Source organism: Pantoea sp. Taur, from assembly GCF_009830025.1.
Classification (GTDB): Bacteria; Pseudomonadota; Gammaproteobacteria; order Enterobacterales; family Enterobacteriaceae; genus Pantoea; species Pantoea communis.
In genome coordinates, this window is sequence record NZ_SZZZ01000013.1 from 102,075 (window position 1) to 113,825 (window position 11,751).

Here is an 11,751-nt window from a genome sequence, read left to right on the forward strand (position 1 = left end):
ATGCCTGCCGTCCGCTATGGCGATGACCGCCGCACAGATAAACGCGTTTAAAACGGCATCCGGCAACATCGATATTAGCGTTCTGTATCTGGTGTCTGTTGGGCTACTACTATGCGTGCTGTTTCTCTGGGCAGCGTGGGCGGCGGTAGATGTCTGGCATGGCTGGGCAAATACCAAAGTTAGGGATGCCGCGCTTTCCCGATTTGTTATCCGTTCTGTGGCTTTACTGCTCGTCTGCATCTGGATGTTCGCCAGTTAACGCAGACATTTTCGAAGTGCCTTTACCCGTCAAAGAGGAGTGTTCAATGAAATTAGAGTTTGTTGCTTGCCTCACTTTAAATGGAGGCTGGATAAGGACAGATTATCGATTGGTTGTGCTGCGAACGGGGGGAGGAGACATCTGTGCATAATTAAAGCGCGGAGGATGAAATGGGGAACTGTTATTGGATTTATGCCTGAAGATATTTCGGAAACCCACAAAAGCAAAAACCCAGCCATAAAGGCTGGGTTTTCAGAATGTTGGTGCCCGGACGCGGAATCGAACCACGGACACGGGGATTTTCAATCCCCTGCTCTACCGACTGAGCTATCCGGGCAACGGGGCGCATTAAACCCTACTCAGGCCGCACCGTCAAACGCTTTTCAGCAAAAATCCGCTGACTGCTGGCTTTTACAGCAACCTTCAGACCATCCGGTAAAAAAATTCTGCAACTACCAACTTTAGTGGTGAATTTTTAACCACAGCCGCCGATAACCGATTTGACGACAAATTCCAATTATAAGGTCCACCATGTTTAGCACTATTACATCGGGAATAATGTCACGCCTGGCGTGGCAGAAGCGCGCTCGCAGCAGCGCCACGCTCAGCTCGTTGCAGGAGGCGATTGCAATGGTTGAGTTTACGCCGGAAGGCCACATTCTCACCGCCAATGAACTGTTTTTGGAGCGCATGGGATACACGCTGAAGGAGATCGCCGGCCAGCATCACAGCATGTTCTGTACGGCTGATTTAGTCCAATCCCCGCAGTATCGCGATTTCTGGCGCCGCCTGAACCGGGGCGAAGGTTTCAGCGATAAATTCCTGCGCGTTGCCAAACACAGCCGTCCCATCTGGCTGGAGGCTAACTATGTGCCGGTGCAGGATCGCAGCGGCCGGGTGATTAAAATCGTTAAGCTGGCGAGTGATATCACCGCACGGATTATTGATGCGCAAGAGCAGCGCGCCATGACTACTGCCATTGAGCGTTCGATGGCGGTCATCGCCTTTAACCTCAAAGGCGAAGTGCTGATGACCAATGACAATTTCCTTAAAACCATGGGTTATCGTAGCGATGAGGTGATTGGCGTCCATCACAGCCAGTTCTGCCCGCCGGAGATGCGTAACAGTGACGAGTATCGCCGCTTCTGGCACAAACTGAATCAGGGCGAATATATCTCCGGACAGTTTGAGCGCGTCAACAAGCTGGGTCGCACCGTGTGGCTGCGTGCCACTTATAACCCGGTGTTCAACGAAGCCGGCGAACTCTACAAAGTGGTGAAATTCGCCACTGATGTTACCGCGCAGGTGGAGAAGAACCATCTGGAGCGCGAGGCGGCACAGCAGGCGTATCAAACGGCGCTGCAAACCAGCGAGAGCACACGCCTCGGTGCCACGGTGATTGAAAACAGTGTGCAAACCATCAATGAACTGGCGGGCGAATTGCACGGTATTTCCGGCGATATCAGTAACCTCAGCGAATCCTCAGACCGCATTGGTGCGATTGTCGAGAGCATTCGCCGCATTGCCGATCAGACTAACCTGCTGGCACTAAACGCCGCGGTGGAAGCCGCCCGAGCGGGTCAGCACGGTCGCAGTTTTGCCGTGGTGGCTAACGAGGTGCGCACGCTGGCGGCAAACATCAACCGCGCGACTACCGAGATCGAGAATATGGTTCAGCATAATCACACTCTCGCCGAAAAAGCGTTAAAAGGCATCGAATCGAACCTGAAACGTGCCGATCATGGCGTCGTGTTAGCCAAAGAAGCGGGTGGCGTGATCTCTGAGATTCGCGGCAGCTCCAGCGAAGTGGTGCGCGCCATCAGTCATGTGGCTGAGGCCTTGAAAGAAGAGTAATTTTTCCTGCTTTCTCTTCTTCTATTGCACTGCTGTGACATAAAACTGTCATGGCAGTGCAGTAATCTAGGATAAATCCTAATCAATGCCAGAATAATTCTTATGCAGCTGCCTGATTTACGCGCAGGATTAAACTCCCTGTCGAGCCGTTCCCGTGCGCGTTCGCTGTGCATTGAGGTGCCGTTTGTCAGTCCAGCCATGGACAACACAGCGGTCATGGCTCTGTTTACTGAACACAAAGATTTGATCGGTTTGCCAGTGATCGAGAACGGCACGCCGTTTGGCATGATCAACCGCCATATCTTCCTGTCACAGATGACGCGCCCTTTCTTCCGCGAACTCTATGACCGCAAAAGCTGCATCGCTTTTATGGACAAAGAGCCGCTGGTGATTGATGCCGATACCGAGTTGGATCAGGTGGCGCATCAGGTGGTGGCAACCGGTGATAAATCGGTCACCGACGGATTTATTTTGACCGAACAGGGCCGCTATATCGGCATCGGTTTGGGGATCGATTTGATCCGCACCGTCTCCGATTTGCAGGCGCAACAGCATCAACAAATTTTGCAGAGTATCGATTACGCGCGCGTGATTCAGGACGCGATGCTTGATCGTTCAAAACAGCAAATGGCCCAGCAGCTCAATGACTGGTGCCTGCACTGGCAGCCGCGCGATGGCGTAGGCGGCGACTATTATGCATTCCATCAGGATGAACACGGCTGGCTGGCATTGATTGCCGACTGCACCGGCCATGGCATTCCGGGTGCCTTTATGACGGTGATCCTGCAATCCGCGCTGGAAAACGCGCTGCAGAAAAACCGTCGGGCACCGTCCGATCTGCTGCAATCACTGAATCGTCATATTAAACAAACCCTTGGGCAGCTCAATGCCACGCAGCAAACGTCGCTCTCCAATGACGGCTGTGATGCTATCGCGCTACGCCTTGATACTCACCAACATCAACTCAGCTGGGCCAGCGCACGTATGCATGCGCTGTTACATCCGGCCGCTGGCGAAGCGGAATCGCTCAAGGCCGATCGCGTCGGTGTGGGTTACACCGATACGCCGCAGGATTACATCTGGCCGGAACATCAACGCACGCTGCATCCCGGCGATATGTTGTTGGTGATGACCGATGGCGTGACCGATCAGCCCGGCGGTGAACGCCATATTATGTTTGGCAAAAAGCGCATTCAGACGCTGGTAACACAATATCAAACCCTGCCGATGGACGAGTTGTCAGCGACCTTTGAGCGGGAATTTCTCAACTGGCAAGGCAACCAGCCGCGACGCGATGACGTCACCTGGTTTGGCTTCCGTTATTAATGAGCACCTTATGAACTCAGGTTCAACCCTTAGCCGCGTACCGCCAGAAAGCGTTGCACTGCACTATACTGGCTTCTTCTCGCCGCAGAACATCACCGCCATGGGCGAGGTGATTAAGGTCTTTCTGGAGAACCAGCAGGCACCGGTGAAAGTGCGCCGCCGCTTGTTCTCCAGCTTTGTTGAAATCGTACAGAATATCCTGCGTTATTCGCAGGATAGCCGCGTCATGAACCACGCCGAGCAGGATTTTCGCTTCGGCACCGTTACGCTGCGCGTAGATGGCGACACCTACGTGCTGGAAAGCAGCAATCAGGTTGATGAAGTCGCCTGTGAGCAGCTGCGTTACTGGCTGGATTTGCTGCGTACCATGAGCAATGAAGAGATCAAACAAGCATACCGCGTAGGTCTGCGAGCTGAGAGCCCTGCCACAAGCAAAGGGGCCAACATAGGATTACTGACACTTGCCCGTGATGTCAGTGAACCGCTGGAGTATGAACTGCGTCCGCTGGAGTCCAGTGGTTACGCCACGTTTTGGCTCAAAGCCACCATTCACCAGGATTGAATTGTTTATGCAAAACCTTGTTATTGCTGCCACAGAAAGCACTCCCGAGGTCAATTTTGACTTCGAAAGCGGTCAGTTTTCCCTGCGCGGAGAATCCTGGCCGGAAAACGCCGCCGCCTTCTACCGTCCGTTGCTGGATGCGCTGGAAAGCTGGCAACCCGCACAAAGCGGCCAGATTGAAGCTAATATCGCCCTGCGCTATTTCAACAGCTCCAGCACCAAAATGCTGTTCAGCCTGTTTGATCTGTTCAATCAGCTGGCGCAGAAAGGCCAGAAGGTTGAACTCAACTGGTTCTTTGATGAAGAAGATGATGTGTCTGAAGAGTTCGGCCAGGAACTGGCGCTGGACTTTACCGATCTGCAGGTGAATCTGCGAGCGGAAATGGCCTCATGATGGACCTGAATGAGCTGTTTCGCGAAGAGAGCGAGGTGCTAACGCGCGCTCAGGATGTTGCGGCTCAGACCTCGCTCAGTGCAGATGATTATCGTAATGCGTTGCTGAACGTTAATCGCCACTATCAGCGCCTGATGCGCGAGACCTATCGCATGATCTCGCGCAGTGACCGTGCTGAACGCGAGCTGAACCGCGTCAATGAGCAGCTGCATCAACTGGCTCAGGAGCTGGAATACAAAGCCAGCCACGACCCACTCACTGCTGTCTGGAACCGCGGTGCCATCATTCAGCGTATTACGAATACGTTGAGCAATGGCCCGGCGGCGCTGATCATTCTCGATATCGACCACTTCAAGAAGATCAACGATGAGTTCGGGCATCCGATGGGCGATAAGGTGATTTGCGGCCTGGTGTCGCGTATTCAGACGCACTGCCCGGAAGATGCCAGCATTGGCCGTATTGGCGGTGAAGAGTTTACCGTGCTGCTGCCGCACTACCGTTTATCGGACGCGGTGATTGTCGCGGGCGCGATTCACGCCTCCCTGAACGCCTCGCCACTGGCGGTGCTGCCGGGTCAGTTAGTGACGGCCAGCCTCGGCGTGAGCTACGGCAAACCGGGTTCTGATTTCGAAACCCTGTATAACAATGCTGATGCCGCGCTATATGATGCGAAAAACCACGGTCGCAACCGGGTTTTCTTCCGCTAGAAGAGCCTTGTCGCGACAGCATTTATAGCGCAGAGATCAGCATTACCGTTCAGGATCGCGCGATAATTCGCACCGCGACGTTGGGTGCGATCTCGCGCAAATTAATTTTTCTGCGCCGTTTCTACCGGCGGCTCAGACGGTGGTGGCAGGAAGATGTGATCGAGAATATTGCGCATCAACGGTGCTGCCGTCACCCCTTCACTTCCCCCGTTTTCCAGAATCAACGCCACTGCGACTTTCGGATCATTAAACGGTGCGAACGCGGTATAGAAGATGTGGTCACGCAGGCGCGTCGGGATCATTTTCGCGTTGTAGACCTGGTTCTGCTTCAGACTGAACACCTGAGACGTCCCCGACTTCGCCGCAATGCCGTAAGGCGCGGTGTGGAAATACTTATAACCGGTGCCGTTCGGTGCATTGGCCATACCGAACATTGCGTGACGCACCAGCGACCAATACGGTGATTTTGGATCGCCAATTTGCGGTTGCGGCAATTTAGGTTGATAAAGCTGTTGTTCCTTACCACGCTGCGATTTTTCCAGCAGGTGCGGATTAATCACCCGGCCATTATTGAGCAGTGCTACCAGCGCTTTCACCATCTGAATCGGCGTCGCAATCCAGTAACCCTGCCCAATTCCCACCGACACCGTATCGCCCTGATACCATGCGTGTTTATGCACTTTCTGCTTCCATTCACGACTTGGCAGCAATCCTGAATACTCTTCATTGAGATCGATGCCGGTGGGTTTGCCGTAGCCAAACTGGCTCAGCATGGTGTGAATACGATCGATGCCCATCATAAACGCCACCTGATAGAAGAAGCTGTCCGCCGACTCCTCAATCGCCTTGGTGACATCCAGCGTGCCATGCCCCGACTTTTTCCAGTCACGATATTTACGATCGGTGCCTGGCAGGGTCCAGGTCGGCGCGCCAAAAATAGTAAAGCTTGGGGTGATCACCTTGGTCAGCAGCGCGGACATCGCCATATAGGGTTTAACTGTCGAGGCCGGTGGATACAGGCCTTGCGTGACACGGTTGATCAACGGCAGATTTTTGTCCTGCAGCAACGTTTTGTAGGCTTTGTAGCTGATGCCTTTTACAAACGGATTCGGGTCATAGCTCGGCGCAGATACCATTGCCAGCACGCTGCCATCGCGCGGATCTTCAATCAGCGCCGCCGCACGCTGGCCGGCGAGCTGGCTCTCAACGTACTGCTGCAGATGTAAATCCAGCGTCAGATAGACGTTCTGGCCGGCAACCGGCGGCACTTCTTTCAGCACGCGCACAATACGACCGTGGTTATCCACTTCCACTTCCTGATAACCGGTTTTGCCGTGCAAAATGGACTCGTAATAGCCTTCAATGCCCTGCTTACCGATGTTGTGGTCAGCAGCATAGTTTTCGCCGACGCCTTCGGCATTCAGGCGTTTGAAATCGTTATCGTTGATCTTGGAAACATAGCCCACCACATGAGCTAAATCGGCGCCATAGGGATACTCACGGTCCTCATAGGTGTCGATGGCCACGCCGGTGAAACGGAACTGATTGACGGAGAAGCGCGCCACCTGCTCATCGGTGAGTTCTGCTTTTAACTCGACCGGCTTATAGCGGCTGTTCTGTTTGAGTTCGTGCTCGAAGGTTTCAATTTCTTCCGGCGTCAGGTCGACAATGGGCGTCAGCTGCTTCAGCGTTTCCTGCATATTGTCGATTCTGTAAGGCGTCACGAGGATGTCGTACCAGGTGACGTTACGCACCAGCGGAATACCGTTGCGATCGTAGATCAACCCTCGCGTTGGCGCGATGGGGATCATTTTGATGTCGTTTTCGTTGGACCGCGTCTGGTAATAGCTGTGCTGATCCACCTGCAGACGATACAGGTTAACGCCAAGGATAATGAAACAGATGACGACCAGAGCAAAAGCGACAAGCGCACGGCGGACAAACAGTTTTTCTTCAGCTTCGAAATTACGGAAATTCATCAGGGGGGCTTAGTCTCTTTGTTATCACGCTAATGATAAGCAGAGATGGCTTTAGAGCCAGCACGAAGATGCACAAGCCTGGGTAAAAGTGTGTCAGATGTTTACGAGAAGAGGTTCAGGTCGCCCTGAGTGGTCTCGCTGATTCCGAGCGGTGAGTAACGAGGTGGTGATAAATGGCAGGATTCATTTCGCGCGAAGAAGAACAAGGTCGCCACCCATGACGACCCTGTGCGCGGGTGCGTTTCGTCAGGTGCGCGTTGAAGCGCACCGAACAAAACAGACGGGATTAATCCCCCAGCAGCACCGACTCCAGCGCGATCTTGATCATATCGTTGAAGGTGGTCTGGCGCTCAGCCGCCGTGGTCTGCTCGTGCGTGCGGATATGATCCGACACGGTGCAGATGGTCAGCGCTTTAGCACCGAACTCCGCCGCCACGCCGTAAATACCGGCCGCTTCCATTTCCACGCCCAGAATGCCGTATTTCTCCATCACATCGAACATCTGCGGATCTGGCGTGTAGAACAGGTCAGCAGAGAAGATATTGCCAACGCGTGCGTCCACACCCAGCGCTTTGGCGGCATCAACCGCGTTACGCACCATGTCGAAGTCCGCAATCGCCGCGAAGTCGTGATCCTTGAAACGCATACGGTTCACTTTGGAATCGGTGCAAGCACCCAGACCAATCACCACGTCACGCAGTTTCACATCGGCACGCACCGCGCCACAGGAACCGACACGGATGATTTTCTTCACGCCGAAATCGGTGATCAGCTCTTTGGTGTAGATCGAGCAGGATGGAATACCCATACCGTGGCCCATGACCGAAATCTTACGGCCTTTGTACGTCCCGGTGTAACCCAGCATGCCGCGCACGTTGTTCACTTCAACCGCATCTTCCAGGAAGGTTTCTGCGATGTGCTTAGCGCGCAGCGGATCGCCCGGCATCAGCACCACGTCCGCGAAGTCACCCATTTCTGCATTAATATGAGGCGTTGCCATGGTTATTTTCCTTTTTAAAATTGGTGGGCTGTTTTACAGCAGGCTTTTGCCGTAGTCCATGCTGGACAGGCCAAAATACTTCGCAATGGTCTGGCCGATATCCGCAAAGGTATCGCGATAACCCAGCGATCCTGGCTTCACTTTTGGACCGTAAATCAAAATCGGGATGTGCTCGCGCGTGTGCTCGGTGCCCTTCCAGCTTGGGTCACAACCGTGGTCGGCGGTGAGGATCAGAATATCACCCTCTTTCACCAGCGCCATCAGCTCCGGCAAACGACGGTCGAAGAACTCTAAACCTCCCGCATATCCGGCGATATCGCGACGATGGCCCCAGGTGGAGTCAAAATCAACGAAGTTGGTGAAGACAATGGAATTGTCCGGCGCCTTTTTCATCTGCTCGATGGTGGCGTTAAACAGTGCATCCAGCCCGGTAGCTTTCACTTTCTGGGTGATGCCCTGCTCGGCGTAGATATCCGCGATTTTACCCACGGAGATCACTTCGCCGCCCTTCTCGTCCACCAGCTTTTTCAGCATGGTTGGCGCAGGGGGTTCCACGGCGAGATCGTGACGGTTGCCGGTACGCTCAAAGTTGCCCGCTTTGTCGCCGACAAACGGACGCGCAATCACACGGCCGATGTTGTAGCCACCGTTGGTCAGCTCTTCACGCGCGATTTCGCACAGCTCATACAGACGATCCAGACCAAAGGTCTCTTCGTGACAGGCAATCTGGAACACCGAGTCCGCCGAGGTGTAGAAAATCGGCTTGCCGGATTTCATGTGTTCTTCGCCCAGTTGGTCGAGGATCACCGTACCGGACGAATGGCAGTTACCAAGATAACCCGGCAAATCGGCGCGTTTTACCAGCACATCGAGCAGCTCCTGCGGGAAGCTGTTCTCTTTGTCGCTGAAGTAGCCCCAGTCAAACAGTACCGGCACGCCGGCGATTTCCCAGTGGCCTGACGGCGTATCTTTACCGGATGACAGTTCGCTGGCGTAAGCGTAGGCACCAATGATTTCAGCATTGGCGTCGAGGCCTGGCGGGAAGCGGCCGGTAGAGAGTTCAGCGGCTTTACCCAGACCGAGCGCGGTCAGGTTGGGCAGATGCAACGGGCCTTCGCGACCTTCATTGGCGCGGCCTTCGAAGCACGCTTCGGCGATATGGCCGAGCGTATCCGATCCTTCATCACCGAATTTATCGGCGTCTTTGCTGGAGCCGATCCCGAAGGAGTCGAGAACCATAATAAAAGCACGTTTCATGCAAGTCTCCTGCGCAATGGCGCGATGACAAGTCAAAAAAAAGCGATCAGATCAGTATACCCGAATGGCCGCTGCCTGGCACGAAGAAGCGTTACTCGCTGACGCGGCGATAGACCACCGGCGTTTCCGCAGGCGCGCTATCACTCAACGTGATAGCCGCTTTGACCGCTTCCGCAGCCTGCTGCCACTGCGCTTCCGACGCGGCATGAATCACCGCCAGCGGGCGCTGTGCATCAACCTGCGTGCCGAGCGTGGTCATGTCACTTAAGCCCACGCTGTAATCAATGCTGTCGCTGGCACGCTGACGCCCCCCACCCAGCGACACCACCGCCATGCCCAGCGCACGGGTATCCATGGCGCTGACAATCCCGGCGCGATCGGCATACACCGCTTTGCTCAGGGTCGGGGCAGGCAGATAGCTATCCATCCGCTCGATGAAATCCACCGGACCATTCTGCGCCGCCACCATGCGCGCGAACACTTCCGCCGCTTTACCGTTATCCAGCACGTTCTGCAATTTCTGTCGTGCTTCGGCGTCGTTGTCGGCCAGCTTGCCGGAGATCAGCATTTCCGAGCACAGCGCCATCGTCACTTCCAGCAAGCGCGGGTTGCGCGCCTCGCCAGTGAGGAACTGTACTGCTTCGCGGACTTCCAGCGCATTACCGGCGGTGGATGCCAGCACCTGATTCATGTCAGTGAGCAGCGCGGTGGTTTTGCAGCCCGCGCCGTTCGCCACGCCAACAATCGCCTGCGCCAGATTTTCCGAAGCTTCAAAGGTCGGCATAAAAGCACCGGAACCGACTTTCACATCCATCACCAGCGCATCCAGTCCTTCCGCCAGTTTTTTGGCAAGGATCGAGGCGGTGATCAGCGGGATCGAGTCAACGGTAGCGGTGATATCACGCGTGGCGTAGAAACGTTTATCGGCGGGGGCCAGTGAATTGGTCTGGCCAATAATCGCGATACCGACATCTTTGATGATCTGGCGGAAACGATCGTCGCTCGGGAAGATATCGAAACCGGGGATGGCCTCCAGCTTATCCAGCGTGCCGCCGGTGTGGCCGAGGCCGCGCCCGGAGATCATCGGGACATAACCGCCACACGCTGCCACCATCGGGCCGAGCATCAGCGAAGTCACATCGCCCACACCGCCGGTGGAGTGCTTATCAACAATCGGGCCGTTGAGGTTCAACGACTTCCAGTTGAGCACCGAGCCGGAATCGCGCATCGCCATGGTCAGCGCCACGCGCTCTTCAAGATTCATATCGTGGAAGTAGATGGTCATTGCCAGCGCGGCAATCTGACCTTCTGATACGCTGTTGTCGCGCACGCCATTGATAAAGAAACGGATCTCCGCTTCGCTCAGTGGCTGGCCGTCGCGTTTTTTTCGAATAATTTCTTGTGGCAGGAACAAGGTTGCCTCCCCGGGAGATTGCTGTGAAATGCACCAAACATTATTTGGGTCGCCATTGATGGCGACCCTGAGGCTGGGATCAGTAGCCCGCTTTGCTGGTCGCTGTCGCGTGGCCCAGCGTATTCAGCAGGCTCGCCAGCAGGCTTGAAGCACCAAAGCGGAAGTGGCGCGCATCCGCCCAGCCTTCGCCCAGAATGTCATCCGCCAGCTTCAGATAGATCGCGGCATCTTCCGCCGTGCGCACGCCGCCCGCAGGCTTGAATCCCACCTGCTGCTGCACGCCTTTATCGTGAATCACCTGCATCATGATCGCCGCCACTTCTGGCGTGGCGTTAACCGGCACTTTACCGGTTGAGGTTTTGATGAAATCCGCACCGGCATCGATAGCGATTTCAGAAGCGGCGCGAATCAGCGCTTCTTCTTTCAGTTCACCGGTTTCGATGATCACTTTCAGCAGCACGTTGGCAGCGGCGCAGGCTTCTTTACAGGCTTTCACCAGCGCAAAACCGATGTCGCGATTGCCGGCAATCAGCGCGCGATACGGGAAGACCACGTCCACTTCGTCTGCACCGTATGCAATCGCCGCACGGGTTTCTGCCAGCGCGATCTCAACGTCATCGTTGCCGTGCGGGAAGTTGGTGACCGTGGCGATGCGAATATCAAGCGTGCCCTGCTCGCGCAGTGCTTTACGTGCCGCAGGGATGAAGCGCGGATAGATGCAAATGGCCGCAGTGTTACCGGCTGGCGACTTCGCCTGATGACACAGCGCGATCACCTTCTCATCGGTGTCATCGTCGTTCAGGGTGGTCAAATCCATCAGTTGCAGGGCGCGTTGTGCGGCCGCTTTAAGATCGGTCATGATGCTCTCCAAAAGGTGACCGGCAGACGACGCCCACCGGATAATGTGATAATTCTAACAAACCACACCTGAATGAATTGCGCTTCATGTCACATGAAAAAAGAAAATTCGTCATATGAATACAATTATTTAGTGATTCA

At 54.9% G+C, this 11,751-nt stretch carries 11 protein-coding genes and 1 tRNA gene; 6 read left to right on the forward strand and 6 right to left on the reverse strand.

Features of this window, described 5'->3' with window-relative positions; all coding sequences use genetic code 11:
* The first annotated feature begins 16 nt into the window (after window positions 1–16).
* Window positions 17–259, forward strand: a complete 243-nt coding sequence (locus tag FD744_RS17460) for a TIGR03758 family integrating conjugative element protein (protein WP_160868874.1) — start codon at window positions 17–19, stop codon at window positions 257–259.
* 261 nt (window positions 260–520) lie between these two features.
* Here the strand turns inward: FD744_RS17460 and FD744_RS17465 are convergent.
* Window positions 521–596: transfer RNA gene (locus FD744_RS17465), tRNA-Phe, on the reverse strand.
* A 194-nt stretch (window positions 597–790) separates the two neighbouring features.
* On the opposite strand from FD744_RS17465, the gene FD744_RS17470 reads away from it, so the two are divergent.
* The 5 genes from FD744_RS17470 to FD744_RS17490 all read left to right on the forward strand — a co-directional run bounded on the left by FD744_RS17470 (window position 791) and on the right by FD744_RS17490 (window position 5,102).
* Window positions 791–2,113, forward strand: coding sequence for a PAS domain-containing methyl-accepting chemotaxis protein (locus FD744_RS17470; RefSeq protein ID WP_160868849.1), 1,323 nt, complete (start codon window positions 791–793; stop codon window positions 2,111–2,113).
* 102 nt (window positions 2,114–2,215) lie between these two features.
* The gene (locus tag FD744_RS17475; RefSeq protein WP_034828500.1) at window positions 2,216–3,439 is read left to right on the forward strand and encodes a SpoIIE family protein phosphatase; all 1,224 of its coding nucleotides are present in this window, start codon (window positions 2,216–2,218) and stop codon (window positions 3,437–3,439) included.
* A 10-nt stretch (window positions 3,440–3,449) separates the two neighbouring features.
* On the forward strand, window positions 3,450–4,001 hold the full coding sequence (locus FD744_RS17480; RefSeq protein WP_097118104.1) for a SiaB family protein kinase: 552 nt from the start codon (window positions 3,450–3,452) through the stop codon (window positions 3,999–4,001).
* Window positions 4,002–4,008: 7 nt separating this feature from the next.
* The gene (locus FD744_RS17485; protein WP_034828496.1) at window positions 4,009–4,395 is read left to right on the forward strand and encodes a DUF1987 domain-containing protein; all 387 of its coding nucleotides are present in this window, start codon (window positions 4,009–4,011) and stop codon (window positions 4,393–4,395) included.
* Window positions 4,392–5,102 (forward strand): GGDEF domain-containing protein, encoded by a 711-nt coding sequence (locus tag FD744_RS17490; RefSeq protein WP_080748190.1) that lies wholly within the window; start codon window positions 4,392–4,394, stop codon window positions 5,100–5,102. The genes FD744_RS17485 and FD744_RS17490 overlap by 4 nt, the downstream gene beginning before the upstream one ends.
* A 101-nt stretch (window positions 5,103–5,203) precedes the next feature.
* Here FD744_RS17490 and mrdA read toward each other — a convergent pair whose 3' ends face one another.
* The 5 genes from mrdA to deoC form a co-directional block, all read right to left on the reverse strand.
* Complete coding sequence (mrdA, locus tag FD744_RS17495; protein WP_160868850.1) at window positions 5,204–7,081, reverse strand: penicillin-binding protein 2; 1,878 nt, start codon at window positions 7,079–7,081, stop codon at window positions 5,204–5,206.
* Between the two features lie 286 nt (window positions 7,082–7,367).
* Window positions 7,368–8,081 carry a purine-nucleoside phosphorylase gene (gene deoD, locus FD744_RS25375; protein WP_034828492.1) on the reverse strand — a complete coding sequence of 238 codons (714 nt, stop codon included), beginning with the start codon at window positions 8,079–8,081 and terminating at the stop codon, window positions 7,368–7,370.
* A gap of 33 nt (window positions 8,082–8,114) precedes the next feature.
* Complete coding sequence (deoB, locus tag FD744_RS25380) at window positions 8,115–9,338, reverse strand: phosphopentomutase (protein WP_034828490.1); 1,224 nt, start codon at window positions 9,336–9,338, stop codon at window positions 8,115–8,117.
* A gap of 91 nt (window positions 9,339–9,429) precedes the next feature.
* Window positions 9,430–10,752, reverse strand: coding sequence for a thymidine phosphorylase (gene deoA / locus FD744_RS17505; protein ID WP_160868851.1), 1,323 nt, complete (start codon window positions 10,750–10,752; stop codon window positions 9,430–9,432).
* A gap of 79 nt (window positions 10,753–10,831) precedes the next feature.
* Window positions 10,832–11,611: a deoxyribose-phosphate aldolase gene (gene deoC / locus FD744_RS17510; protein WP_160868852.1), complete on the reverse strand. Its 780-nt coding sequence runs from the start codon at window positions 11,609–11,611 to the stop codon at window positions 10,832–10,834.
* Window positions 11,612–11,751 lie beyond the last annotated feature (140 nt).

Bases quoted from the DNA above. Each gene is read 5' to 3' on its own strand.
- FD744_RS17460 (WP_160868874.1), top strand. From the start codon at position 17: ATGGCGATGACCGCCGCACAGATAAACGCGTTTAAAACGGCATCCGGC.
- FD744_RS17470 (WP_160868849.1), top strand. From the start codon at position 791: ATGTTTAGCACTATTACATCGGGAATAATGTCACGCCTGGCGTGGCAG.
- FD744_RS17475 (WP_034828500.1), top strand. From the start codon at position 2,216: ATGCAGCTGCCTGATTTACGCGCAGGATTAAACTCCCTGTCGAGCCGT.
- FD744_RS17480 (WP_097118104.1), top strand. From the start codon at position 3,450: ATGAACTCAGGTTCAACCCTTAGCCGCGTACCGCCAGAAAGCGTTGCA.
- FD744_RS17485 (WP_034828496.1), top strand. From the start codon at position 4,009: ATGCAAAACCTTGTTATTGCTGCCACAGAAAGCACTCCCGAGGTCAAT.
- FD744_RS17490 (WP_080748190.1), top strand. From the start codon at position 4,392: ATGATGGACCTGAATGAGCTGTTTCGCGAAGAGAGCGAGGTGCTAACG.
- mrdA (WP_160868850.1), bottom strand. From the start codon at position 7,081: ATGAATTTCCGTAATTTCGAAGCTGAAGAAAAACTGTTTGTCCGCCGT.
- deoD (WP_034828492.1), bottom strand. From the start codon at position 8,081: ATGGCAACGCCTCATATTAATGCAGAAATGGGTGACTTCGCGGACGTG.
- deoB (WP_034828490.1), bottom strand. From the start codon at position 9,338: ATGAAACGTGCTTTTATTATGGTTCTCGACTCCTTCGGGATCGGCTCC.
- deoC (WP_160868852.1), bottom strand. From the start codon at position 11,611: ATGACCGATCTTAAAGCGGCCGCACAACGCGCCCTGCAACTGATGGAT.